The organism is Niabella pedocola, from assembly GCF_021044425.1.
In the GTDB taxonomy this organism is placed as follows: Bacteria; Bacteroidota; Bacteroidia; order Chitinophagales; family Chitinophagaceae; genus Niabella; species Niabella pedocola.
Genome location: NZ_JAJNEC010000005.1, coordinates 1103800 through 1128815 on the forward strand (window position 1 = coordinate 1103800; position 25016 = coordinate 1128815).

A 25016-nucleotide genomic window follows, 5' to 3' on the forward strand; every position below is an offset into this window, starting at 1 on the left:
TACCTCACAAACCAGAATGCTCAACGCCGGAATCTGGATTCTCAATTCTGGATTCTCAATTCTGAAATCTGAACTCCAAAACTCTCAACCGTTCGTTACCCTATTCTAATTTTTTCCCCATAGTGTTTCCCGTACGCAAACGATTCGTTAACTTGCGGCCACAAATCAAATTTTCAAAAAATCACTTCAATTTTTTCCAATGAGCTACATTTCAGAGGTATTTGCCAGACAAATTTTGGACAGCCGCGGTAATCCTACTATCGAGGTGGATGTACTAACAGACGAAGGTGCCCTTGGCCGCGCCGCCGTTCCAAGCGGAGCCAGCACCGGTATCCACGAAGCCGTAGAGCTGCGTGACGGCGACAAGAAAAAATACCTGGGAAAAGGTACCTTAAAAGCTGTTAAAAACGTTAATAATACCATCGCTCCGGCATTGCTGGGCTATGATGTAGCTGATCAAACCGGTATCGACCAGTTAATGATCGAACTGGATGGTACACCCAATAAAGGAAAACTAGGCGCCAACGCCCTCCTGGCGGTGAGTATGGCGGCTGCCAAAGCGGCTGCTGAAGAAGCCGGTTTGCCTCTGTACCGCTACGTAGGCGGCACCAACGCCAAAACCCTGCCCATCCCGATGATGAACATCCTCAACGGGGGTGCGCACGCCGATAACAAAATCGACTTCCAGGAATTTATGGTAATGCCCATCGGTGCATCTACCTTCAGCGAAGGACTGCGCTGGGGTGTGGAGATCTTCCATGCACTGAAATCAGTACTGAAGAAAAAAGGCTTTAGCACCAACGTGGGTGATGAAGGTGGCTTTGCCCCCAATATCCAAAGCAATGAAGAAGCCATCGAAACCGTACTGGCTGCGATCGATGCTGCGGGCTACAAAGCCGGTTCTCAGATCGTAATTGCCATGGACGCTGCCAACAGCGAACTTTGGGACGCCAAAAAGAAAAAATATGTATTCCATAAAAGCAGCGGCAAAGCTGTTAGCAGCGACGAGCTGGTAAAATTCTGGGAAAGCTGGGTAAAACAATACCCCATTGCCAGCATTGAAGATGGTATGGCCGAAGACGACTGGAAAGGATGGGCCGCTCTCACACAGGCAGTAGGCGATAAATGCCAGCTGGTGGGCGACGACTTGTTTGTAACCAATGTAACCCGCTTACAGCAGGGCATCGACAAAAGCATTGCCAACGGATTGCTGGTAAAAGTAAACCAGATCGGTACCATTACCGAAACCATCAACGCGGTAACCCTGGCACAGCACAATGGCTACAACACCATTATGAGCCACAGAAGCGGTGAAACAGAAGATACAACGATCGCGGACCTGGCGGTAGCGCTGAATTGCGGACAGATCAAAACCGGTTCTGCAAGCCGTACCGACCGGATCGCGAAATACAACCAGCTGATCCGTATCGAGGAACAACTGGGCGAAAGCGCGGTTTATCCGAAAGGAACCATTAAATTTGGTAAGAAATAATTATTTGATCATCGCCAGTGCTGCTATCAGCTTCCTTGTGTCACTCCCTTGTACCCCGGTACAGGCATCAGCAAAAGCCCAGATAGCGCACGCGCAAATCAGCAATCAGCATGGAAACATTTGTTGACTTTGTTCCGGAAAAAGAGCCCGCGCGGGAAGCGGCTCCGCAAAAGCCGCGCAAGGCGCTCAGCAAAATTTCGCGGTTCCTCACCAATAAGTTTTTCCTGGCTACTATTGGCTTTTTAGCGATCATGCTGTTCCTGGATAAGAACGACCTGTTCTCCATCATGGAGCGCCGGAAGGAGCTCAACGACCTGGAACTGAGCAAAGAGCATTATAATAAAGAGCTGATCGAGCTGCACAAGATCAAAAACGATCTGGAAACCGATCCGGCCACTATTGAAAAACTGGCCAGGGAAAAATACCTCATGAAACGGAACAATGAAGATATTTTTCTCACAGAAGATCAAACCAAGTTAAAACAGGCTGATTAATTTTTCAGACGTTATACAAACACCCGGACTACCTCCGGGTGTTTTTTTATGCAGCTACTTTTCAGGGAACTCCGGGCCACACCGTAATAACCGCAACCGGGAAGGTATGCAAAGTGCCCCGGCAGATCGTAATTCTGCGCTTAGGCCGTCCACAACAGCCTCACCATTTTTAGCTATCCCTGTTTTTAACCCCTTTTGTACCTTTACCAACGGGCAATATGTTTCCCGCCTGCAGGTGCACCATTGCGTTGGCATTCTTTGTAACAGCTTCCAAAATTACCAGCATGAACCATTTTGCAATTCTATTTGCCGCATGCCTGTTCACTGCCGGCTGCAAGGTATCCCCCAAAAAAACGGAGCAGGCCTCCGTTACTACAGCAAAAGAAAAGACAGGGTGTGCACCGGCCACCACCGATAAGGCATGGTATACGGCCGGCACCAAGGCACCCTTGTTTAAAGGGCTAGATGGCATCCGGTTTCAGATTTCCACCTCCAGCAAAGAAGCCCAGGATTATTTTAACCAGGGCATGATGCTGGCTTACGGCTTTAATCATGCAGAGGCTGCCCGCTCTTTTTTTGAAGCCGCCCGTATTGACTCAAACTGTGCGATGGCCTATTGGGGATTTGCCTATGTGTTGGGGCCGAATTACAATGCCGGCATGGAAGACGACAATTATCAACGCGCCTGGCAGGCGGCTCAAAAAGCGCTTTCCCTTAGTGCAGGCTGTACGGCAAAAGAAAAGGCCCTCATCCAGGCCCTGGGCCACCGGTATACAGCGCAGGTTCCCAAAAGCAGGGGGCACCTCGACAGTGCTTTTGCCAGGGCCATGAAAACGGTGTATGATACCTATCCGGATGATCCGGATATCGGCGCCCTCTATGCCGAATCGCTGATGGACCTGCACCCCTGGGACCTGTATGATAAAAAAACAAAAGCACCCAAACCCTGGACTCCTGAAATTGTAGCCATACTTGAAAAACTGATCCGTCAATATCCCAAACATCCCGGCGCGCCGCATTTCTACATTCATGCTGTGGAAGCATCCGCAACGCCTCAAAAGGGATTGGCCAGCGCGCAGCTGTTGATGCAGCTGGTGCCCGGCTCCGGACATTTACTGCACATGCCCTCCCATATCTACATCTGGACCGGTGATTATCACCTGGGCTCCGTTGCCAACCTCAATGCCATCAAAGCAGACAGTATCTATGTAACCACCTGTCATGCCCAGGGCGCCTATCCCCTAGCCTACTATCTGCACAATTACCACTACCTGGCAGCTACAGCCACCTTTGAAGGAAACACAAAGCTTGCATGGATGGCAGCGAAACAGGTTCAGGAAAAAACGGCAAAGGACGTGATGACGCAGCCCGGATGGGGCACCCTGCAACATTATTATACGATCCCCTATTTTGTAGCCGTAAAGCTGGCGTTATGGGACAGCATACTGGCCATGAAACCGGAACGAAAAGATCTTGTTTACCCCCGCGCCATACGGCATTATGCAAGGGGCATGGCCCTTTTGGGGAAAAAGGATATTGCCGGCGCACAGGAGGAACTGGTGCAGCTCAATGAACTGGCCGCCGACACGGTCTTAAAAGAAATGACCATCTGGAATATTAATACCATGAACGACATTGTACAAATTGCGGTGCATACCCTCACAGCAACACTGCAACTGAATAAAAAGGAATATGATCGCGCTGTTGCATCCTTCAACAAGGCCATTGTTATTGAAGACAACCTGAATTATAACGAACCTCCGGATTGGTTCTTTTCTGTACGGCACCACCTGGGAGCGGCGCTGATACAAGCAGGGAAATACAGCCAGGCAGAAAAAATATACCGTGAGGATCTGAAAACCTGGAAGGAAAACGGCTGGGCCCTGGCGGGTTTGCAACTGGCCCTGCAAAAACAGGGAAAGGAACAGGACGCCCGGCTTACCGGCCAGCGGCTGGCCAGGGCCTGGCAATATGCTGATATTAACCGAACATCTGTATTGTTTCCCTGAGTATTCCAATTTGCGTTGCAGAAACAATGAGGCGATGACAATACCTGCTTATAGTTATCCTGAAGATGTTATCCCGGACTTGTTCCGGGATCTGTTCTTATGCAAAGAACGTTTGATGCTCAAAACAGCATATCCATCATTGCCCCTTTTCTAAACGTCCCACGGACAGCCACCCGGTTTATGCCGGTTTCAACCTGTGTATACGAAAGCGCTTTATTTGATCATTGTCATCTACACGCACCAGCTTCGGCCAACAGCGCCGGAGGCCGGCTTTCGGTATCACCAGATTCAGCTATTTTCATCCACATATTTCTTTATTATTTTTATAGCTACAGTTGTTCGAATGGTAGATAAAGGTGATATTTGTACTGAGCTTATCTAAACGGAAACGAATGCAAACGATCCAATCAAGCCGAAGAGGCTTTTTAACCAACCTGGCTGTACTAACTGCAGGTACCGTGTGGGGCAGTGCTGTTTCCCCGTTCTTTTCAGAAAGCCATGTTGTACCCGGCCCCGAATCAACCTGGCAGGCCATCTGCACCCTCTATAAAAGCGTTCCGGGTAAGCTGGCCATAAAAGAAAAAAAAGAATTACAGCCCTGTAAAGGGCATACGCATGAAGAGGGACCACTGGTTTATTTTCCTGCGGAAAAAATAAGCGCACAACCCGTTTGGATTTACTGGGCCGGCAGGAAACGCCCTTCAGACCTTATCGTTCATTTTTATAAACAGGATGATTCTATTATTACCCTGAACCAGTACGAGCTCCAATCGCTGTTGCGCCCCGAAAATGCAGCACAAAAAAGCGTCAACCATCCGATAACAGCGCTGCTGAAGATAAACGACAACGGGCAGCGGGTATTGATCACCCAAACCTCCGTTTATAGAAATAAAACAAGAACCGTTTACATATCCTGATGCCGCAAGCCCGGTATATTTCCTCACCAATTCTAAATATTCAATTATGGAACCTTATTTAAGTATGATCGTATTGTTTGGATGCAATTTCGCACCGCGTGGATGGGCTTTCTGCCAGGGACAAATCTTATCCATTGCCCAGAATACTGCTCTTTTTTCCTTACTGGGAACCACCTATGGCGGTAACGGACAAACCACGTTTGCCCTGCCCGACCTGCGGGGCAGAGTACCCATCGGGTTTGGACAGGGACCAGGGCTTTCCAACTATGTCCTTGGGCAACTGGGAGGCATAGAAAACGTGACCCTTACAATCAATCAGATCCCTGCACATACCCATGCCCTTATGGCCACGGCGGAAGCGGGCGATACGTCCGACCCTACCGGTGCATTTCCGGCCAATACAGGTGCACTGGATAAGGAGTACAAGCAAGCGCCGGTTAACAAGGCCGCAATGAATGCTGCTGCAGTGGAAACCAAGGGAGGCAGCCAGCCGCATACGATTATGCAGCCCTACCTGGCGCTGAATTATTGCATTGCGCTTGAAGGCATTTTCCCATCGAGGAACTAACATTAAAAAGCAGTAACACATGATCGGCTTAAATTGGTGGAACGCTTTGGAACTGCAGTGGAAAAATGCATTTTCAATGACGGTTTTTCAACAGCCGGAAGTACCCGCTATCGCCGATATCGAACAATTTTACACTGCAACAGCCCTTCGCCTCGCCGGCCCCCGCGCCCCCTATCCCAATATGTCATTTGAGCTTACCAATCTCTCTGGCATTGCACAGCTCGATCAACTGGAGATACTGGTGATCACCCATCACCAGATAAAAACAATAACCGCGCTGCAGTCATTAAAACGCCTTAAAGCCCTCTTCCTGTTCAATAACCAGATCGAAAGTCTGGCCGGTATAGAGCAGCTCGCCAATCTGGAGCAGCTCTACGTACAATACAATCATATTCATTCTCTGGAACCGCTGAAGCAACTGATCCGCTTAAAAGAGCTCTATGTGCACAACAATGCCATCACAACGCTCAGCGGGTTAACGGAGGCTCATGCAGATGAGCTGACGCAGTTTTTCTGTACCCCCAATGCCAACCTCAAACAGAAAGAGCTCCTTGATGTAGAGCACCGGTTGGGTATCCGGTGCAGGAGCGTATAAATTTCAAGTCTGCTGGTCAATGCGCTTTACATAAGTTTCCTCTAAAAAGGCATAAGATGAAAAAGATTTATTTACTATTTACTGCGCTGGTCGTTTTTATGACAACGGCGGCACAAACCATACTGGTTTCCGGAGGCTGCATAGAAAGCCCCGTAACATTAACAGTTGCACCGGAAAGCCCGATTGGTGGCAAAACCGCCTATTCCGGAACCGGAACCATTGCGGGAAAAGCCACCCCTATCAGCATATACTGGATCGGCGCACCGGATAATGTTTGGGCGCTGGCATATGACGGACAGCCCTATTATTCCTGTCCGAAAGATACGCCGCTTCCTCCCGGTACCAGCTCCTTTTCGTGGACGGCGGTAACGCCAGCGCCCTGCCCATCGCCTGCCGCTTTAACGGTAGCCGGAAATGTGGCGTTATGGGTAACTTTTGGCTCCATTACAGCAAACCTTCGGGGGCACCAGCTTTCATTACACTGGGAGGCGCTCACCGAAGTAAACAATGATCACTTTGAAATAGAAGCCTCAAAAGATGGGAGCGAGTTTACGGAAATTGCAACCGTACAATCAAAGGCTGAAAATGGCAACAGCGATGCCACCATCACCTACGACTGGAATTCCGGAGGGGTGATTTCGCTGGCGGCATTAACGGGTATTTTCCTGCTCGTTCTTTTGATGCTGTGCTCAAAGCGCAATAAAATGATGCTGGCTGGCGCCTGGCTGATTTTACTGGTTGCACCGAATTGCACCAAGACAAAGGACATTGATTCAAAAGACAAACCCCAGTATATCCGCATCGCACATGTTGCGAAAGATGGCGTTAAGCTCTACTCCAGGATCGTAAAGATTGTAGAGGAATAGGGCCTGCCGCACGGCGCTCCGCGGCCCGGTTATCAAAAACCGCGTATATTTAGGGGTCTCCATGGCATCAGAAAGCCATGGAGGCCTCTAATATGGACATCCGTTCAATATCCCCCTCCGGCGAATGGGACCGCTTCTTCCATCTTTTTCAGCAACAGGAAATTCCTGCAAAAACAATGCTGTTACGGGAAGGGCAGGTTTCAAGAACAGCCTATTTTATTGAAAGAGGAGCACTGCGCATCTGGTTCAATAACAATGGCAGGGACATCACGTTCCAGTTCTTTTTCGAGGGCGAAGGCGTTTCATCCATAGAAAGTTTCCGCACCGGCCAGCCCAGCCTGTTCAACCTCGAAACGCTTGAACCCTGTACGCTGCACAGCATTTCCCACATCAGCTTTCAATACATCCTCGATCATTCGCCCATTATAAAAAATGAAATCGAACAGCAAATGCTGCACCGGCTCATCTTTTACCAGCGGCTATTCCTTTCGCGCATCAAGGACAATCCCCAGAAGCGCTACAAAGAACTGCTGGAGCAACGCCCCGATATCCTGCAACGGGTACCGCAGCACTATATTGCATCCTACCTGGGTATCACTGCCGTTTCGCTCAGCCGGATCCGCAACCGGCGTTAGGGATTTCTTTACAATTGTTATCGTGTAACCTGCCGGGATATGGCAGCTTTGTGTGGTAACAAACAGTAAAAAAATGCATATAGTAATCATCTTCAATCATCCCTATGAGGGCAGTTACTGCAACGCTATTTTAAGATCCGTAAAGACCGGACTTGAGCGCGCGGCACACACGGTTGACACGATACATCTCGACAACGAAAGGTTTAACCCCGTAATGACCGCCGCAGACCTGCAAGCCTTTAGGAACAGGGTGCCTGTTGATCCAACAGTAATCGCGTACCGGCAGCGGCTTGCCGCGGCAGACCACTTGGTCTTTATCTTTCCCATCTGGTGGGAGCTTATGCCGGCCCTTACGAAAGGTTTTATTGACAAAGTGATCTTTCCGGGTGTGGCTTATGATTACACGCCCCGCGGGTATGGAATGATCCCACTTTTCAAAAAGATCCGGAGCATCACCGTAATCACCACGATGAACACACCGGGCTTTTTATACCGGCTGGTGTTTGGCAATGCGATCCGGAAAGCCGTTATTACCGGCACCTTCTGGAAAATGGGTTATAAAAACCGGAAATGGATCAATCTTTCCGGGGTAAAACAGGCATCAGAAAAAAAACGCAGCAACTGGCTCAGGAATATTGAACACCGGTATGCACAACTCCGGTAATGCGGTGATGCTTGGATGCCGCCTTATCCACAGATAGCGGCTCCCCCCATGCGCGCAAAAGAAAATGCAGGTAACAACCATTACTTTATTAACTTTAGAACAGCCAATGAGCGCCTGTGTTTGCAGATATGGCAATGGGCTAAAACACGTCTTTACGATACGCTTAAATTCATGAATGCGCATGATTCAATATCGCTGTATGTTTCCCGTGTTGTTTTTATTAGCCAGCTGTTCCGCCGGCATGATCAGCACCAGCTCCGGTCTGCAATATAAGGTGCTGCAACGGGGTACAGGGAAAAAAGCAGTAGCCGGAGATGAGGTCCTTATTTATGAAACCACCAGCTACCGTAACGGGAACGTGCTGTATTCAAATTTTAATTCCACCAGTCCGGTCAAGGTGCTGATCGGAGGCAACCAGGCCACGCAGGCCGTAGACGAAGGCCTTAGAGGAATGCAGGCAGGAGAAATACGTGAGCTCATTGCGCCGCCGGAACTGGTAAAACGGAAAAGTTATCCCAAAAATGTCTCCCCGGATTCTACGCTGGTTATAAAGATGAAATTAGACCGGATCCTTTCAAAATAGTCGAAGACCGGCAAGGCCGCTGTTCAACAGGCGCATATGTTCATCGCCAAACAAGCTGCAGTCCCGTACGCCTCTTTACCCGGTTATTTTTAAATACAGACCGGGTTACAAAATACCCCAGGCTGGCGCCGATCCATACATCACTGGACCAATGCCGGTTATGATAAATGCGGGAAACACCGGTAAGCCCCGCAATACTGTAGGCCACCCAGGGTATCCACCGGTGCTCCTTCCCGTAAGCTTCGGAAACGGCGGTGGCCAGTGTCATTACCGTTAGCGTATGACCGGAGGGAAAGGAGGTATGATACCGATCGTTGGAAAAAGGCGGGTGAAAATCCAGGTTATTATCGGTATAAGCCGGCCGGTTCCGCCGGATCATTGACTTTGTTAACAGGTATAAGGATGTAGAGATCGCGTATGATTTAAAGGTAAGCAGTGCCGTGTTTTTGAGTTTCCGGTTCTTAATAACGGCTCCGGCTACATACATCCCGGCCATGATATACGGCGAATACCGGTTGCCGAAAGGCTCAACGATATTGGCCACGCTGTTTACAAAGGGATTGTAATTCCGTTGGGCCATCCGTTTGATCTCCTTGTCGGCCAGCAGCAGTGCACCGGTTGTTCCCAGCACAATACCCAGGTTCCTGAAATCACGGCCCTGCCAATGCGCCGGCCGGCTAACCACATACGCCGCATCTGAAAAAATACTTTTAAAAAAGGCACCGTTCAGCCGGTACTGGATCAGGCTGTCTTCCATCTCCGCTGCTTTCGGATCCGGCGCGCTGTAAAACAGGTTGCCGGCCACGCTATCCGGTACCGGCGTACCCGCCATAATACGCACGGAATCTTTATAGGAAACATCCGAAGAGGTTTGCGCTCCGCATAAACCGGATATCGTTAAAAAAAACCAGCAGTACAGGATATATTTTACAGGATACAGGCGCAAGTTGTTTCTTACAAAAATAGGGGAATGTACGGTGCGGAAGATCACTCAAATTCCAATGAAAAAAGCGGCTCCTTTTCCAATCGCCCTTTTAGTTCCATTTCCCCGATGGCGGTAATTTTATAGGCAAAAGGCTGGTAAAAATCCTGCATGAATCCTCCGGATAAAATAAAGGACTGCTGCAGTTCATGGCATTTTCCGCGGAGCCTTGCGGCAGTATTCAGTGTGTCGCCGCTGTACACCAGGTCTTTTTTTATAATGCCCACAAAACCGGATGTTACAGCCCCGCTGTGTATACCGGCTTTAAAAGTAGGTGCCACGGTATACTGCTGCAGGTAGTACTTTTCCCTTCGTTTTAAAATGTAAAAGGCCTGCCGGATAAACCGCAGCGCATAGATCTTGTTCTCCGGTGATTCCTTCCAGGACAGCACCACTTCATCGCCCACATACTGGTAAATTTCCCCGCCGTTAGCCAATACAGGGTTGGTGATATCCGAAAAAAAATCTTTCAGCAGCAGAAAATATTGTTCATGCCCGATCTTTTCGGCAATGGTAGTGGCATTGTTAATATCCAGGAAAATAAAGATCCTACGCTCTTTCCGCGGCTGATGATATTCTCCCCGCATCATGCTCCAGAACCCGCCCGGCCCGTACTTATCGGTTACCTCCAGCAATACCAGCGAAATCAACGTCAGTAACCCGAGGTCTGCCATCAGGATCAGGAATCCTTTTGTTAAAAAAACCGTTTCAAAAAAGCGGTTGGCAAAGGCCGGCAGGCTTCCATGATAGCTGAACACAAAATAACCTGCCAGCATGCAAAAAGCCACCAATACAAACAAGCCGAAGGCCAGTGCCAGCTTTAACAGGAATGCGATCCATAACGGATACCTGCGGAAGGCCGCTTTTAAATAAAAGATCAGCGCGGAAGAGATCACTAGGCCAACCAGTGCAAAGCTGAGGCAAAAGATAACCAGGGACCGGTTACTCAGCAGCTGCTTTTCAATTTCAAGAATGTTGAATAAAAAAAGAAATCCGAACAGGATCCAGATCACGCACAGGATCAGGAGCATCTTCAGGCGGAAATATAGGATACGTTTGGAAAGCATGATCGTTACAGTATCTTAAAGACGTTCCTGCAAAATTAAGACGAAACGGCATACAAAGCCTAGGATATGAAGCAGACCGGTTATTAAAAAACAGGTATGTAAAAAAACAGCGTCCGCAGGTTATGCTTCACTGATCTTTTTTGCGGCTTCCAGGATGATTTGTTTCAGATCGTTGCCCTTACCGATCAGTATAGGCAATGCTTCCTTCATATTGCTGCAGGATAGTGCCAGGAATTTCCGCCAGCCTTCCAGTCCCTGCCTTGTGTAGATAAGTTTTGCCAAAACGCCGCCGGTAGCATATAACCGGGATACATCATCATCCGTGCGCATGTCTTTAAACAGCAGTTCATCAACCGGCACATTGGGGTATTTCAACAAATACCGGTAAAGGGATCCGGCCGTTTCCTTAAAGGTTTTCGGGTCGCTTCCGCCAAAACAGGTAGCAATCCCTTCGGAGGCAAGGGTACATGAGGCGCTTTTTCCTTCAAGTTCGGGAATATAAAAATGAGCGATCTCATGCGGATAAGATTCTGCATTCCGGGCCGAATACAGCCGGTTCCCGATACGCATGCCGCCCGTTCTGGATAAAAACATTTCATACCGGAAATCATACCCCATCAGGTTAAACATCTGAACCGGGTCTTTACAGGAATAGTAAATAATCTTTTTAGGCGGCACTTTAAAAACAGCGGCAATGCTGTCGTTATACCGGCTACAGGCGGCTGCCTCCCGGAAATTAAAGGATTCCCGGCGTTCTTTATAAAAGCAGATCGTTCCTACCTGCTGCTGGTACCAGTCTTTTATAAAATAGTTCGTATACTGCTCAAATGTAAATTGGCCGGTAATCCTATCATAGTTGGCGATCAGATTGAGTACACGCCCCATGTTTCTTTTTAAAGAATCGATGGCCGGCAGAAAAGCAAGCTTAACCAGGTATTGTCGCTGCGGAACAATATCAATTGCTCCCAGGTAAACAGGTGGAAAATTATCTTTTCCTTTATCCGTATATCCAAGATATGCGATCTCCCATGGATAACCGAATTGTTCCAGATCTGCCTTACTCCAGTATTGCACCGCTTTCTCTGCCGTCCGGCTGTTTGTAAAAAAAGAGTCCAGCGTCCGGATCAGTATATCCTTTTTATAAAGCGGATTGATGTTGTATTGGTCTGCAAGATTTACTGATAAACGCTGGGCGCCGACACCGTGCGCTATGGTTACAAAAAAAATCAGCAGGAAGAGGCGATTCATAAATTGAATGTATTGAGGAACAATATACAGGATGTTTAAGCCGATTCATGACTCATCGACGCATTGGTACTGTTGCCATTTGTACTGCCGCACAAGCGAGCGTGGCAACGAAGCCGATAGCAGCACTCCGGCCGATCCAATCATAAACTGCGGCAACATGTTTTAATTCCTTACCGGCTTCCCGGTCTTGATCACACTTTGCAGGCGTTCCAGCGTTTTACGTTCACCACAAAGCGATAAAAAGTTTTGGCGCTCCAGGTCGAGCAGGTATTGCTCAGATACCAGGGTGGGCTCGCTAAGATCTCCGCCGCACATCACGTAAGCAAGTTTCTTCGCCACCAGTGCATCATGATCGGTTGCATAGTTTCCCTTCTGCATGCCATTGATACCTGCCAGCAGCGCACCCAGCGCGCTCCGGCCCAGTACCCGGATATCGGTTCTTGGAACGGGTGCTACATAACCGCTGTCGTACAACTCGGTTACGCTCCGCTTGGCTTCTGCGATCCGGCGGTCCTGGTTGGGCACCACCACATCCGTTCCGTGCCGGTAGATACCCAGCTCAAACGCTTCGGCTGCCGATGTGCTCACTTTGGCTGTTGCAATGGTCAGAAAGCGGTTCTGCAACGGAATATTGTCGGGCTCGCCATGCTGCACCTCGTCGGCCGCGCGCAATGCAAATTCTTTTGTTCCGCCACCACCGGGAATCAGTCCCACCCCCAATTCTACCAGGCCGGTATACGTTTCTGCTGCTGCACATACTTTATCCGCATGCAGGCTCAGTTCACAGCCGCCACCCAGTGCCAGGCCGTGGGGTGCCACAACCACCGGAACCGATGCATACCGGGCACGCATGGTCGTATTCTGAAACAGGCGTACGGCCATATCCAGCTCATCATACTCCTGTTCTATCGCCAGCATAAAGATCATTCCCACATTGGCTCCGGCAGAAAAATTAGCGCCTTCATTGGCAATCACCAGGCCTTTAAAATTCTTCTCCGCCTTTTCAATAGAAGTCTGGATACCGCTAAGCACGTCCCCGCCAATGGTGCCCATCTTGGTATTCCATTGAAGAGCCAGCACAGCGTCACCGATATCATACAAGCGGCAACTGTTATTCTTCCATACAAGCTGATCGCTGTAATTGCTCAAAATAATAAAGGCTTCGCTTCCGGGCAACAGCTTATACGTTTGGGTAGCCGGATCGTAGGCCTTCCGCTTACCGTTTTCAATGGTATAAAAAGTTTGATGTCCTGCCGCCAGCATTTCCTCCACCCAGGCAGCTACGGGAAAACCGGCGGCCTTCATGGCTGCTGCCGTTTTAGCCACCCCTACAGCATCCCAGCTTTCAAAAGGACCGATCTCCCAGCCAAAGCCGGCCTTCATGGCATCATCAATCCGGTACAGCTCATCACTGATCTCCGGTATCCGGTGACTTACATAGGCAAATAAACGATAATGGAACTGCCGGTAAAATTCACCTGCCTTATCCTGGCCACCCAGGAGCATTTTCAATTTGGCAGGCAGTGATTCAATCAATTTTGCCGCCTCAAGACTCGCAAACTTTGGTTTTACCCGCGGACCGTATTCAAAAGTTTTCAGATCCAGTGTTAAGATCTCCGAAGCACCTTTGTCGTTTTTTATCTTCTTAAAAAATCCCTGCCCGGTTTTGTCGCCCAGCCATTTATTGGTAACCATTTGCTCCAGCCATGCGGGAATCACGAATAATTGCTTGGCTTCATCCCCCGGACAATTTTCAAATACACCGTTGGCCACTTTTACCAGGGTATCGATACCCACCACATCTGCCGTACGGAATGTGGCCGATTTCGGGCGGCCGATCACCGGCCCCGTCAGCGCCTCAATTTCATCAATACCCAACCCAAGCTGGTCCATCAGCGAAAAGACCGCCATGATGCTGAATACACCCACGCGATTGGCAATAAATGCCGGTGTGTCTTTACAAAGCACCGTGGTTTTACCGAGGATGCGATCGCCAAATTCCATGAGGAAATCAGTTACCTCAGGGTCCGTATCCGGAGTAGGAATGATTTCCAGCAACCGCAGATAGCGCGGCGGATTGAAGAAATGCGTACCGCAAAAATGTTTTTTAAAATCGGCGCTCCTGCCCGCTGTCATCAGATGGATCGGGATACCCGAGGTATTGGAAGTAATGAGGGTTCCCGGCCTGCGGTATTGCTCTACCTTTTCAAAGAGTTGTTGTTTAATATCCAGCCGTTCCACCACTACCTCAATGACCCAGTCGCAACCGGCTATCTTTTCCAGGTCCTCATCAAAATTGCCGGTGGCGATCTTTTTTACCGCGTCCTTTGTATATACGGGAGAGGGACTGCTTTTAACAGCTGCCGCCAGGGCATCCTTTACAATCTTATTTTTATCGGCACCTTCCGCAGCGATATCCAGCAGCAATACCGGAATGCCTGTTCCTGCAAAATGACAGGCGATGCGCGATCCCATTACCCCGCTTCCAAGAACGGCAACACGTTTGATGATCCTTTTCATATTCAATAAATATATTTAACTGTTGTAACGGGAGGCAGCAGCCGGTTGCGTTTCAGTCAGTGCGTAAGGCCATGCAGCTGTTAACACCCGGCAACTTTCCGTTGAAATCGTATACAAACAACAATTAGTTAGATAAACAACTATCTACTGTGAAGGTAAGGAGAAAAACAGCAACATTCAAAAAACTAACCGCCGGAAAAAAGGAGCACATCCGCCGGTTTTCATACCGCTGATGCTTTACTTTTATGGGTACAATGCCCGCTGATCCCCGGTTTCAGCGGCTTACAACCGCATTGCCGGAAGACGGCTTTGGGTGTTTACCTGTTCCGGCTGTAGCTTTGCCGATTTTATTTCTTGTGTGGGATCAATTAGTGATACATTTGAATCTGTTAAACCCAACCAACGAGGTATGCATGTATTATCTACCAACAACCTTTCAAAAAACTACGGCGCTGTACAGGCATTGAACCAGGTAAACATCGAAGTTCCCCCAGGTTCCGTATACGGCATCCTGGGGCCCAATGGCAGCGGAAAAACCACGTTGCTGGGCATTGTGATGAATGTGCTGGAAGCCAGTTCCGGCAGCTATTTATGGAACGGGCAGAGCGGAAGTGAAGCGCAGCGCAAACGTATCGGCACCCTGCTGGAAACACCCAACTTTTATCCCTACCTGAGTGCAGAGCGAAACCTGGAAATAGCCGCCTCCATCAAAGGCTACAGCACGGAGGATATTCCCCGGGTTTTAAAAATCGTGAACCTCTTTGAACGCAGGCAGTCTGCTTTCAGCACCTATTCCCTGGGAATGAAGCAGCGCCTGGCCATTGCATCCGCCCTGCTGGGCGACCCGCAGGTGCTGGTGCTGGATGAACCTACCAACGGACTGGATCCCGCCGGAATTGCAGAGATCCGGTCCCTGATCCGGCAGCTGCATGCATCGGGGAAAACCATCATTATGGCCAGTCATATACTGGATGAAGTGGAAAAAGTATGCACGCATGTAACCATTATTCAAAAAGGAAATGTAAAAGCAAGCGGTACGGTAAATGACGTATTGCATACGGATGGACCGGCACCGGAGCGGATCATAGAAATCGTTGCTGAAGACCTGCAGCTGCTGCGGGAGGTAATCACCGGTTTACAACAGGTAACAGAAGTGACCGGCACACCGTCCATGCTTCAACTGATTGGCACAGCGGAACTGACGCCACAACTGGTAAACCGGTATTGCTTTGAAAAAGGCATCACACTTAGCTACCTGGCACTAAAAAAGAAAAGTCTCGAAACACGCTTCCTCGAAATCACCGGCTCCCGCAGCGACCAGTAAATGCCCCGTTTGATATCCAACTGCACGCCCATTATTCATATAACTCCCATCGATATGCTACAACTTTTTAAAACAGAATGGCTGAAAATAAAAAACTACCGCACATTCTGGATCCTGTTTGGCTCCTTCTTTATCTTTCTCCCATCGATGTTCCTGCTCACGGCCCAGCAGTTCATGCGCCAGTTTGATCAGATTGCCGGTAAAAGTATTGAAGGCGCCGTCTTGAAACGGATGTTCAGTTCTCCCTTTGTATTTCCCAATACCTGGCACGGTGCGGCGTGGTTCGGGGGAATGTTCTTTGTTATTATCGGCATGCTCTTTATCCTGCTTATCACAAACGAAGTGCAATACAGAACGCACCGGCAGAACATTATCGACGGTTGGAGCCGGATGGATTATATCAAGGCCAAACTAACCCTGCTGATCTTTTTTGTAGTCACCACCACGGTGATGGTGTTCCTGTGCGGATTGGTGTGCGGGTTGCTGTTTACACCCGATCTTTCATCCGCCTCTATTTTTGAGAACGTTTACTATGTGGGCTATTATGCAATGATGGCCACCCTGTACCTGATCGTTGCCTTTCTGGTTGCAATATTCATTAAGCGAACGGGGCTGGCGATCGTGCTATATTTTGGTTATGTATTTGTTATTGACAACCTGCTATGGCTGGCGCTTACATTCCGTAAGGGACAGGTGGGTTATTTTCTTCCGCTGGAGAGTACCGATTCCCTGGTTCCCAATCCCTTTAAACCAAGCGTGGTAGAAACCCGCAGCGTCTCCGATCTCAGTCTGCTGATTACAGCAGCCGTCTATGGCATCCTGATGATTTACGGAATCATCCGGTACTATAAACGTACCGATCTAAAAACCTGATGCGGTCATTAGTGCACGGGCCGCAGCCTGTATATCCGGATAGCGGAATTCAAACCCGCAGGCCAGCAATTGCTGTGCACTTACCGTGCAGCTTTTAAGTGCTTCAGATCCCCGTTCTCCCAGTGTCCATTTCAGTGCTACAGCGGGTATGTGAATGGTCATAAAAGCAGTCCCATAGCGCGCTACGGCCAGCGTCTGTACCAGTTGGGCATTGGAAACCGGATACGGAGCTACCGCATTCAACGAACCTTTGTATACCGCCTGTTCCATAGCTGCCTGGTACAGGCTTACCAGGTCATCCAGGTGGATCCAGCTGATCACCTGCCGGCCGTTACCGGGTATCACCGCAAGCCTCCATTTAAGGGCCTGCTTTAAGGCAGCCAGTACGCCTCCGCCGGGGCCCAGCACAATCCCTGTTCTGAGATGCACCACCCGGATACCAATTTGAACCAGGTCTTCGGTACTCTCTTCCCATTTCCGGCAGCACGCTCCCAGAAAGTCCGGCGCGGCAGGCCATGCTTCTGTAAAAGGAGCCGGGTTTGGCACCTCCGGGTCCGCGCCATACCACCCTGTTGCAGCGGCGCTAACCAGTACCTTTAACCGGTTGGGCGCACTGAGGAGCGTGTCTGCAAGCAACTGCCCGCTTTGCACACGGCTGTTAACGATTACGTTCTTGCGTTTGGCAGACCAGGGACGATCCATTACGCCGGCACCCGCCAGATGAATGATCGCATCTGCCGTCAACACTGCCTCCCGGTCAATTTCCCCGGCATCCACATTCCAATAATGATACGACAACGCCTTCTCTGTATCTGCCGGCAGTCCCTTTTTCCGGGTAAATACCATTACCTGGTATCCACGCTCCAGAAGCCGGTTTACAACAGCCGTTCCAATCATTCCGGTTCCCCCGGTTACAATTACTTTCATTCCTTGCCGGTTAAAATAAAACCCGCCTGTATTGCGGGTTTTATACACGTTCAGTTATTTATTTTTTTCGGGAGCCGCCCAAGGGCTTTTTGGGCAAAGGCATATTCATTCCCTTCCCCTGCATCGGATCATGGGGACCATGCAAGGGATCATGCGGTTTTTCTTTAAATGCATCCGGAACCGGATCGGGTCGTTGTGCTTCCGCTCCCGCAGCACCCGCATCTTCCGGCAGGAGCTCATCGATCACCTCCTTATTAATATCTGCTACCTCACTCAACTCCGATGGTTCCATAAGCGGAGCGGCGATGATCGGCTCTTCCCGCTCCGGAAGTGCTGTTGCTTTTTTGTTTACGGGTTTGGCCGCATTTTTTGCTTTTCCAGGAGCCCGTTTTTTAGCCGCCGGGGTTGCTGCACTCTTTTTAACAGGCGCTTTTTTGGCAGCCGCCTTTGACGCCGGGGCCGGATTGGCTGTTTTCTTTTTGGCGGCCGTTTTTTTGGAGACCGTTTTTTTTGCAGCTGCCGGGGTTGCTTTCGCAGGAACTTTTTTGGCTGCCGCCTTTTTCACGGGTGCTTTCTTCGCCGGTGCTTTTTTTGCAGCGGCCTTTGTGTTACCGGTTGGTGTTGACTTTGCAGCTGCACTCCTGGCTTCAGTAACAGCAGGAACCGGTACAGAGCGGGCTGCTTTTTTATCCGCCTTCTTTTTTTCCTTCTTTATCGCCTTCTTCAGCTCCCTGCCTTTTTGCTTCAGCTTACCGGCAGCCTCTTTCTTTGCCTTCTTTTCGGCTTTTTTAGAAGACGTATCTTTATCTTTTTTCTTTTTGGAATCCGGTTTCTTTGCAGTTGTTTTTTTTAGCTCTATTTTTCCTGGAGCAGACCGGGCAGTTTTAGCATTCGTCTTTTTCTTGGAGTCCTTACTGGAAGCACTTCCTTTTTTTGATGCCGATTTTTTTTTCTTTGCCATCCTGTTTTGTTTTAAATAATGAACAATAGAGAACCAGCGAAAAAATAATAAACCTTAACCTCAACAATTATACCATTAAAAAATCCCCATTTTTACAAATGAGGATTTCAAATTCAATATGATCAGGACCTATCCTTCTGTTACCTGGAAGGTGATCGGCTGTTTCCGGTAAGCTTTTACTTCCCGTCCGTTCTGGATAGCGGGTTTCCATTTACCGGATTTTTTAATTACACGTACAGCTTCTGCACCCATTCCAAATCCCGGATCCTTGATAACTTTTACATCGCTCACGTTGCCCTGAACGTCCACAACAAACTGAACAATTACCTGGTAGTTACCGGGTGATGCTCCGTTTTCCACGGGCACTTCCCCTCTCAGGTTGGTGGTCAGATAGCGCGACCAGTCGCCCGGATATTGCGCATCTTTTTCCACTTTTGTAAAGATCTCGGGTTCCTTTTCTACAGGTTTTGTTTCTACGATCCCTTTCCCACCGTCCACACCGGCAGGTGGTACAACAATACCTACATCTTTAACACCCTCCTGGTTAATGGTACCGATCTTGGTATCCTTTAACTCTTCCTGAACGGGTGGCGGCTCTTTTACTTCCTCATCTTTTACAATTTTGGGAGGAGTAAACGCCTTGGTTTCAATTTTTGGAGGTGGCTCCTGTTTTGGAGGGGGAGGAGGTGGCGGTGGCGGTTCTTCCTTCTTTTCCTCTTGTTTAATTTCCTGAATGGTTACTTCCTCCATCTTTACTTTCTCCTGAGCCGGGGGTTTCATCTGGCTTTTCAACACTACCAGACCAGCAATAACCACAGCGGCTATAACTGTTATACCCAGCGCTTTCCAGACGCGTTTGTTGTAGGTGCGGCGGAGCTCGTACGCCCCGTATTCCTTGTTCCGCCCTTCAAACACGATATCCAGAAGATCAGAGGATAAAATTTTATTGGCTTCCATTATCTAATTACGTTTTTAATATGATGCATGTTTCTAAAAATTCCATACGGAATCTTCTATTTAGCCGGTGGAGTTGCCGCCGGAGCAGCAGTTCCGCCACCTCCGCCAGACAAACGAACAGCGTCCAGTTCTGTATCGAAAGGTTTTACCAATGCATAGCGGGAAACTTTATTGATCGTCATCTCATCCAGCATGTCTACTACGTTCTTGTACGTAGCATCATCCGTGGGTTTAATCACTACGAAAAAGTCCTTCTGCTTACAATCGTCGATCGATTTCCCTTTTGACCGGGCCTCATTTTCACAAGCCGGATCGGTTACATAACGGGAAATCACCTCTCTTTTCTTACGGATGATCTCATCGCGGATATCCTTATACGTAGCATTTTTGAAATTTGAGCCCGTGGGATCCAGATCCCCCTCATAGTAGAAGATCTTGTTATCCTTGGCCAGGATTACCGACAAAGAGCCCGATTGTTTGATCTTGGTTTCCTCATCCTTCTTATCTGTATCCTTCGGCATGTTCAGGTCCATTGTGGTAGGATTGCTCATTGTAGCCGTAAAAATAAAGAAGGTAATCAGCAGGAAGCCCAGATCCACCATCGGGGTCATATCCACCCGGGTGCTTTGTTTTTTGGCCTTCTTGACCCCGGGGCCTTTCTTATGCCCGTCATCACCGCCAGTATCTAAACTTGCCATAATTTTTTCTTTTTACTGGTTATGTAAGTAATTGAATTTATTTTCCCTTTAACCGCTCCTGGTACAATTCGGTACCTGCAGGCGCATCCTGCGGCATAGTTACCAGGTTGTATTTCTGCTCATCGTTGCGCTTCATGGCATCGATAATTGCACCAAAGGTTGGATACTTTGAAGAGTTATCGCCTTTCACAAGGTACTTCAGTTGATCTCCGGAGAAAACATACTTCGCAGCCCCGATCCAGTTTACCAATTCGCTGGTGGCAGAATCTTTTACAGGAATCCCATCCTGGGCAACCTTTGCCCGCTGGGCGGGGGGAAGCGCTAGGTATCCTTTTATTTTATTAAAAGGCATCCCGATCATTTCTCCATCCTGGTACTGGCTCAGATCCGCATCGGTAAGGGTGACCCCTGCTCTTTTAGCGGCTTCCTTAATGATGTCCTTGCCCTTTTGAATATCAGACTTAGACATCACCGAAAAATAAACCTTGTTATCCTTATCAATACTCATCATAACAGCATTGTTATCGGGCATTACCTGGGATGCAACAGAATTCGGTGTTTCGATGGGAACCGGTTCTGACGGCTTGAATTTTGTAGCCATGATAAAGAAGGACAGGATCAGGAATGCCACATCCACGAAGGGTGTCATATCCGTATCCGTTGACTTCTTTTGTATTTTTGCTTTTGCCATTATTGACTCAATTTTGATATAAGACGAAAAATCTGCTTTATTCCATAAAAATCTTTGTTCCGCTGCACATTATTTGTACAGGGAAGCAAAGGATTGAGTCAGGGTAAAACCAGATTCGTCAATACCATAAGTAATGCTGTCAATACGGGTTGTAAGCATGTTATAGATGATCAACGCCAGAGCTGAAGTACCGATACCTAATGCCGTGTTATACAGGGCCTCAGAGATACCAATCGCCAGTTCTGCTGCGTTACCGCCGCCGCCTTCACCCAGGTTAGAGAACGATTTGATCATACCCATTACCGTACCCAATAACGCGATCAGCGTACCGGTAGATACGATTGTTGATAAGAACACCAGGTTTTTCTGCAGCATGGGAAGTTCCAGTGCGGTAGCTTCTTCCACTTCTTTTTGGATTGCTGCAATTTTTTGCTCGGTTTCCAGACCGGATTCGCCGATCATTTCTTTGTAACGACGCAGACCTGCTTTCATTACATTACCTACAGAACCTTTTTGTTTGTCGCACTCTGCAATGGCAGCGTCTACATTTTTATTCGCCAGGTGATACTGTACTTTGCGGATAAAATTGCTGATGTTTCCTTTACCCAGTGCTTTTGCGATGGTCAGGAACCTTTCAATAGCAAACACAATTACCATTAACAACATACCGATCAGCAGCGGTACGATGATACCACCCTCATAAATACGGTGAAATGCTCCTTTGGGACCTTTGTGGTTAGGCCAAAATCCACCTGCACTGTCTGGCTGTGCAAACCCACTGTCAGCACCAATTACAAAACGCCATATGCAATACCCAGCAACAATACACAGAATGGGCGCAACCCACGAAATCAGATTACTGCTTTTTTTAGGTTGAACAGAAGTAGTAGCCGTTACGGGCTTCGCTTGATTTGTCTCAGCCATGATCTTAGTTTTTTTAGTTTTTTAAATATTGAACAAGTTTGTTTGAGTGTACAATTCTAACAAAAAAAATCTAACAACAAAATTTTTCGTCATTATTTTTTTTTAACTGTTTGAAGTTAAAGCTTTTTTATAAAAACTCAAAAAAATCAAAAAAGTATTGACGGAAATTTATTTAACCCCGTCATTCATTTTACGACATTCAAAAAAATAGCTTCCGGATTGCGTTTTCTTATTCATAGCGCAACGCCTCTATGGGGTTCAATCTGCCCGCTTTTACAGCCGGGTAAATGCCCGCCGCCAGGCCTACAATTGTACAAATGACAATTCCGTATGCCACCCAATCCCAGGGTACCACAAAACCGGTATTCAGCACCAGTGAAAACAGGTTTCCTACAATGATACCCAGCAGGATACCCAATAATGCGCCCAATATACTGATGATGATGGCCTCCAGCAGGAACTGGGTTTTCACCGATTGTTTCTTTCCCCCGATGGCTTTTATCAGGCCTACTTCTTTCGTGCGTTCGGAAACGGAAACCAACATGATGTTCATAAGCCCGATGGCGGCCCCCAGGAGCGTTATCACGCCGATCACAATGGCGGCCCACCGGATATACCGCAATACATTCATCGCCGTTTGAACCGCACTGTCGCTGCGATCCATGGCAAAATTGCTGGCCTCGGTAATGCTGTTTTTCCGTATCGGGCGGAAAAGACTTTCGGCTTCTCCCATCGCGGCATCCAGCTGCTTCAGATCGTTTACTTTTACCGCAATGACGTAGGAAGCGGTGGTATTGCCAAAATTCCGGGCCCAGTTCGGATACCCCGTTACCACCATATTATCCCTGCTGAAACCAAAGGTAGAGCCCTTCCCTTCGAGGATCCCAAGCACCCGGTAGGGCATATTATTAATGCGCACCGTGGTGTTGATGCCTTTATCCATGGCCTCGCCGAAAAAGCTTTTGGCTACGTCAAACCCTAGTACACAAAGGTTCTGCGCGCCCCGGATTTCGCCGGCCGTAAAATTGCGCCCGTATAAAACCTTATACGCGTTGAGGTTCAGATAGTTTTCATCCCCTGCCATCAATACTACATTCGGACTTGTTTTTTTATCGCCAAACGACATGATATTGCTCCGGCCGCCAAATACCGAAATACCCGCCATCGCACCCGGAAAATGATAATGACTGATGAAATATTCGGCCTGTTCGCGGGTAATGACCTTATTGAGATTGGATTGTTTTTCCTTTTTTCCTTTTTTTGAAACAGCCAGATCATCGCCTCTGCCTCCGCCAAAATTCATATTGCGTTCCTTGAAACGAATGGTAAATCCATTGGCCCCCATAGACGAAAAGCTCTCAGAAAATTTTTGGTTCATCGCCTTGATGGCGGTAATAATACCCACCAGTGCCATAATGCCGAATGCAATAATGGTTACCGTAAGACCGGTACGCAGCCGGTTGCTTTTAACAGTGCGGAACGCAAGCAGCAATGTGTCGATAAATTTCACCCTGCTAAGTTACGAGATTTGAGATGTCAGCATTGAGAATCGAGCTATCAGATTAATCTGAAATCTGATATCTCAAATCTGATATCTGATGTCTGATATCTGAACACTGAAGTCTGACAGCTCAATCCTAAAAATACAGCCAGCTAAAGATCACATTCGGAAACAGTCCGGTGAAAACGATGAGTATACAAATACCTACCAGCACATATTTTTCAAAACTGCTGATCCCCGAAAAATGATTGGGGCCCTGCTTAAAGTACATGGCCTGTATCACCCGGAAATAATAATACGCACTAACAGCCGCCATCAGTACTCCGAAGATTACCAGCCACAGGTAATCGCCAGACTGGATCACGGCTTTCAGCATATAGAACTTGGCCAGGAACCCCGCAGACAGCGGTATACCGGCCAAAGAGAGCATAAAGATCGTAACGCATAATGCCACCAGCGGCTGATGCGTAGCAAGCCCGTTAAACCCATCGAACGAATAATCCGTCATCTTCGCGATCACCCCAAAAATACCGATCGTAGCCAGGCTGTAGGCAATGGCATAGAGCAGCAGGCCTTCATGTCCTGTTTCATTGAGCGCCACCAGAGCAAACAGCATAAAGCCGGCCTGGGCGATACTGGAGTACGCCAGCATGCGTTTTACGCTTTGCTGGAACACAGCAGTGATATTACCTACAAACAGCGTCAGCGCCGCCAGAATGGCCAGCCAAAGCTTCCATTGGACAGCCACCGTTTCAAATCCACTGTAAAACAGGTGCAGGAACCCTGCAAAGATGCCTACCTTCACAACGGTGGCCATAAAGGAAGTGAAAACGGTAGGTGCACCATCATATACATCGGGCGTCCAGAAATGAAACGGAGCCACGGATACTTTAAAGCACATAGAAAACAATAACAGCAGCATACCGGCAGTAAGCAGGTTGGATTTTGCCAGTCCGGCAATGTTCATGTTAGCAATTTCAAACGTACCGGTTGCCCCATAAATAAAGGCAATTCCCAGCAGCATAATGCCTGTTGAAAATGCCCCCATCAACAGGTACTTCAAAGCGGCCTCATTGCTTTTCAGGTCTTTCTTTGCAGCACCGGTAAGGATATATAACGGGATGGAAATGATCTCAATGCCCAGGAAGAGCATCAGCAGGTTGGTAAAGGATGTAACCAGGAAAATACCCGTGAGGATAAAAAAGATCAGCGCAAAATATTCAGCGTAATGATTGCCGGCCTTCTGCATGTCCTTGGACGAAATGAGGAAATAAACCAGGGTACAGGCAATGGCAATCGAATTAAAAAACAAAGCGTAACTGCTAAAAGAAAGAAAACCGGTCGTGTTCAGATGAAAGAGCCGGACACCTTTTGATTCCAGGATATTGACAACCAGCAACAGCAAGATGCCTAAAATAGCCAGCATGCGCACCGGGGCCTTTGTTTTAAACAAAAAGCTGGCGAACATCATCACAACACCTAATAAGCCTGATAGTAATACTGCGTTCATATCGTTTCTC

At 48.3% G+C, this 25016-nt stretch carries 24 protein-coding genes; 12 read left to right on the plus strand and 12 right to left on the minus strand.

Annotated elements, in window-relative coordinates:
• Window positions 1-199: 199 nt before the first annotated feature.
• The 10 genes from eno (at window position 200) to LQ567_RS12215 (ending at window position 8823) form a co-directional block, all read left to right on the plus strand.
• On the plus strand, window positions 200-1492 hold the full coding sequence (gene eno / locus LQ567_RS12170) for a phosphopyruvate hydratase (protein WP_090391398.1): 1293 nt from the start codon (window positions 200-202) through the stop codon (window positions 1490-1492).
• A 110-nt stretch (window positions 1493-1602) separates the two neighbouring features.
• Entirely contained in the window at window positions 1603-1986 is a 384-nt protein-coding gene (locus LQ567_RS12175) for an FtsB family cell division protein (protein WP_231004785.1), read from the plus strand.
• A 284-nt stretch (window positions 1987-2270) separates the two neighbouring features.
• Window positions 2271-3995, plus strand: a complete 1725-nt coding sequence (locus LQ567_RS12180) for a tetratricopeptide repeat protein (RefSeq protein ID WP_231004786.1) — start codon at window positions 2271-2273, stop codon at window positions 3993-3995.
• A gap of 392 nt (window positions 3996-4387) precedes the next feature.
• On the plus strand, window positions 4388-4912 hold the full coding sequence (locus LQ567_RS12185; RefSeq protein WP_231004787.1) for a hypothetical protein: 525 nt from the start codon (window positions 4388-4390) through the stop codon (window positions 4910-4912).
• 46 nt (window positions 4913-4958) lie between these two features.
• Window positions 4959-5480 carry a phage tail protein gene (locus LQ567_RS12190; RefSeq protein ID WP_231004788.1) on the plus strand — a complete coding sequence of 174 codons (522 nt, stop codon included), beginning with the start codon at window positions 4959-4961 and terminating at the stop codon, window positions 5478-5480.
• Between the two features lie 19 nt (window positions 5481-5499).
• Entirely contained in the window at window positions 5500-6075 is a 576-nt protein-coding gene (locus LQ567_RS12195) for a leucine-rich repeat protein (RefSeq protein WP_231004789.1), read from the plus strand.
• Between the two features lie 56 nt (window positions 6076-6131).
• Entirely contained in the window at window positions 6132-6941 is an 810-nt protein-coding gene (locus LQ567_RS12200) for a hypothetical protein (protein ID WP_231004790.1), read from the plus strand.
• 92 nt (window positions 6942-7033) lie between these two features.
• The gene (locus LQ567_RS12205) at window positions 7034-7576 is read left to right on the plus strand and encodes a Crp/Fnr family transcriptional regulator (protein ID WP_231004791.1); all 543 of its coding nucleotides are present in this window, start codon (window positions 7034-7036) and stop codon (window positions 7574-7576) included.
• 73 nt (window positions 7577-7649) lie between these two features.
• Window positions 7650-8240 (plus strand): NAD(P)H-dependent oxidoreductase, encoded by a 591-nt coding sequence (locus tag LQ567_RS12210; RefSeq protein ID WP_231004792.1) that lies wholly within the window; start codon window positions 7650-7652, stop codon window positions 8238-8240.
• A 181-nt stretch (window positions 8241-8421) separates the two neighbouring features.
• Entirely contained in the window at window positions 8422-8823 is a 402-nt protein-coding gene (locus LQ567_RS12215; RefSeq protein WP_231004793.1) for an FKBP-type peptidyl-prolyl cis-trans isomerase, read from the plus strand.
• 40 nt (window positions 8824-8863) lie between these two features.
• Here LQ567_RS12215 and LQ567_RS12220 read toward each other — a convergent pair whose 3' ends face one another.
• From LQ567_RS12220 to LQ567_RS12235, 4 genes are all read right to left on the minus strand, one after another.
• Window positions 8864-9655, minus strand: coding sequence for a phosphatase PAP2 family protein (locus LQ567_RS12220; protein WP_231004794.1), 792 nt, complete (start codon window positions 9653-9655; stop codon window positions 8864-8866).
• Between the two features lie 155 nt (window positions 9656-9810).
• Window positions 9811-10872, minus strand: a complete 1062-nt coding sequence (locus LQ567_RS12225) for an adenylate/guanylate cyclase domain-containing protein (RefSeq protein WP_231004795.1) — start codon at window positions 10870-10872, stop codon at window positions 9811-9813.
• A gap of 120 nt (window positions 10873-10992) precedes the next feature.
• Window positions 10993-12120 carry a hypothetical protein gene (locus LQ567_RS12230; protein ID WP_231004796.1) on the minus strand — a complete coding sequence of 376 codons (1128 nt, stop codon included), beginning with the start codon at window positions 12118-12120 and terminating at the stop codon, window positions 10993-10995.
• A gap of 162 nt (window positions 12121-12282) precedes the next feature.
• The gene (locus LQ567_RS12235) at window positions 12283-14640 is read right to left on the minus strand and encodes a 3-hydroxyacyl-CoA dehydrogenase/enoyl-CoA hydratase family protein (protein ID WP_231004797.1); all 2358 of its coding nucleotides are present in this window, start codon (window positions 14638-14640) and stop codon (window positions 12283-12285) included.
• Between the two features lie 409 nt (window positions 14641-15049).
• Here LQ567_RS12235 and LQ567_RS12240 point away from each other — a divergent pair, with 409 nt between their 5' ends.
• Complete coding sequence (locus tag LQ567_RS12240; protein WP_231004798.1) at window positions 15050-15964, plus strand: ABC transporter ATP-binding protein; 915 nt, start codon at window positions 15050-15052, stop codon at window positions 15962-15964.
• A 54-nt stretch (window positions 15965-16018) separates the two neighbouring features.
• Complete coding sequence (locus LQ567_RS12245) at window positions 16019-16837, plus strand: ABC transporter permease (RefSeq protein WP_231004799.1); 819 nt, start codon at window positions 16019-16021, stop codon at window positions 16835-16837.
• Here LQ567_RS12245 and LQ567_RS12250 read toward each other — a convergent pair.
• From LQ567_RS12250 to LQ567_RS12285, 8 genes are all read right to left on the minus strand, one after another.
• On the minus strand, window positions 16826-17764 hold the full coding sequence (locus LQ567_RS12250; protein WP_231004800.1) for a TIGR01777 family oxidoreductase: 939 nt from the start codon (window positions 17762-17764) through the stop codon (window positions 16826-16828). The two genes, LQ567_RS12245 and LQ567_RS12250, sit on opposite strands and share 12 nt — an antisense overlap.
• Before the next feature lie 58 nt (window positions 17765-17822).
• Complete coding sequence (locus LQ567_RS12255; protein WP_231004801.1) at window positions 17823-18725, minus strand: hypothetical protein; 903 nt, start codon at window positions 18723-18725, stop codon at window positions 17823-17825.
• A gap of 129 nt (window positions 18726-18854) precedes the next feature.
• Window positions 18855-19682, minus strand: a complete 828-nt coding sequence (locus tag LQ567_RS12260) for an energy transducer TonB (protein WP_231004802.1) — start codon at window positions 19680-19682, stop codon at window positions 18855-18857.
• A gap of 56 nt (window positions 19683-19738) precedes the next feature.
• Entirely contained in the window at window positions 19739-20380 is a 642-nt protein-coding gene (locus LQ567_RS12265) for an ExbD/TolR family protein (RefSeq protein WP_231004803.1), read from the minus strand.
• Between the two features lie 37 nt (window positions 20381-20417).
• Window positions 20418-21071: an ExbD/TolR family protein gene (locus LQ567_RS12270; protein WP_231004804.1), complete on the minus strand. Its 654-nt coding sequence runs from the start codon at window positions 21069-21071 to the stop codon at window positions 20418-20420.
• Between the two features lie 69 nt (window positions 21072-21140).
• Window positions 21141-21995, minus strand: a complete 855-nt coding sequence (locus LQ567_RS12275; RefSeq protein ID WP_231004805.1) for a MotA/TolQ/ExbB proton channel family protein — start codon at window positions 21993-21995, stop codon at window positions 21141-21143.
• Window positions 21996-22224: 229 nt separating this feature from the next.
• Window positions 22225-23505, minus strand: coding sequence for an ABC transporter permease (locus tag LQ567_RS12280; protein WP_231004806.1), 1281 nt, complete (start codon window positions 23503-23505; stop codon window positions 22225-22227).
• 127 nt (window positions 23506-23632) lie between these two features.
• A complete protein-coding gene (locus tag LQ567_RS12285) occupies window positions 23633-25006 on the minus strand; it encodes an NADH-quinone oxidoreductase subunit N (RefSeq protein ID WP_231004807.1) in 1374 nt (457 codons plus the stop codon).
• Window positions 25007-25016: the final 10 nt, after the last annotated feature.

Coding starts and splice junctions, on each gene's coding strand:
- eno (WP_090391398.1), top strand. CDS start 200: ATGAGCTACATTTCAGAGGTATTTGCCAGACAAATTTTGGACAGCCGC.
- LQ567_RS12175 (WP_231004785.1), top strand. CDS start 1,603: ATGGAAACATTTGTTGACTTTGTTCCGGAAAAAGAGCCCGCGCGGGAA.
- LQ567_RS12180 (WP_231004786.1), top strand. CDS start 2,271: ATGAACCATTTTGCAATTCTATTTGCCGCATGCCTGTTCACTGCCGGC.
- LQ567_RS12185 (WP_231004787.1), top strand. CDS start 4,388: ATGCAAACGATCCAATCAAGCCGAAGAGGCTTTTTAACCAACCTGGCT.
- LQ567_RS12190 (WP_231004788.1), top strand. CDS start 4,959: ATGGAACCTTATTTAAGTATGATCGTATTGTTTGGATGCAATTTCGCA.
- LQ567_RS12195 (WP_231004789.1), top strand. CDS start 5,500: ATGATCGGCTTAAATTGGTGGAACGCTTTGGAACTGCAGTGGAAAAAT.
- LQ567_RS12200 (WP_231004790.1), top strand. CDS start 6,132: ATGAAAAAGATTTATTTACTATTTACTGCGCTGGTCGTTTTTATGACA.
- LQ567_RS12205 (WP_231004791.1), top strand. CDS start 7,034: ATGGACATCCGTTCAATATCCCCCTCCGGCGAATGGGACCGCTTCTTC.
- LQ567_RS12210 (WP_231004792.1), top strand. CDS start 7,650: ATGCATATAGTAATCATCTTCAATCATCCCTATGAGGGCAGTTACTGC.
- LQ567_RS12215 (WP_231004793.1), top strand. CDS start 8,422: ATGATTCAATATCGCTGTATGTTTCCCGTGTTGTTTTTATTAGCCAGC.
- LQ567_RS12220 (WP_231004794.1), bottom strand. CDS start 9,655: ATGGCGGGTACGCCGGTACCGGATAGCGTGGCCGGCAACCTGTTTTAC.
- LQ567_RS12225 (WP_231004795.1), bottom strand. CDS start 10,872: ATGCTTTCCAAACGTATCCTATATTTCCGCCTGAAGATGCTCCTGATC.
- LQ567_RS12230 (WP_231004796.1), bottom strand. CDS start 12,120: ATGAATCGCCTCTTCCTGCTGATTTTTTTTGTAACCATAGCGCACGGT.
- LQ567_RS12235 (WP_231004797.1), bottom strand. CDS start 14,640: ATGAAAAGGATCATCAAACGTGTTGCCGTTCTTGGAAGCGGGGTAATG.
- LQ567_RS12240 (WP_231004798.1), top strand. CDS start 15,050: ATGCATGTATTATCTACCAACAACCTTTCAAAAAACTACGGCGCTGTA.
- LQ567_RS12245 (WP_231004799.1), top strand. CDS start 16,019: ATGCTACAACTTTTTAAAACAGAATGGCTGAAAATAAAAAACTACCGC.
- LQ567_RS12250 (WP_231004800.1), bottom strand. CDS start 17,764: ATGAAAGTAATTGTAACCGGGGGAACCGGAATGATTGGAACGGCTGTT.
- LQ567_RS12255 (WP_231004801.1), bottom strand. CDS start 18,725: ATGGCAAAGAAAAAAAAATCGGCATCAAAAAAAGGAAGTGCTTCCAGT.
- LQ567_RS12260 (WP_231004802.1), bottom strand. CDS start 19,682: ATGGAAGCCAATAAAATTTTATCCTCTGATCTTCTGGATATCGTGTTT.
- LQ567_RS12265 (WP_231004803.1), bottom strand. CDS start 20,380: ATGGCAAGTTTAGATACTGGCGGTGATGACGGGCATAAGAAAGGCCCC.
- LQ567_RS12270 (WP_231004804.1), bottom strand. CDS start 21,071: ATGGCAAAAGCAAAAATACAAAAGAAGTCAACGGATACGGATATGACA.
- LQ567_RS12275 (WP_231004805.1), bottom strand. CDS start 21,995: ATGGCTGAGACAAATCAAGCGAAGCCCGTAACGGCTACTACTTCTGTT.
- LQ567_RS12285 (WP_231004807.1), bottom strand. CDS start 25,006: ATGAACGCAGTATTACTATCAGGCTTATTAGGTGTTGTGATGATGTTC.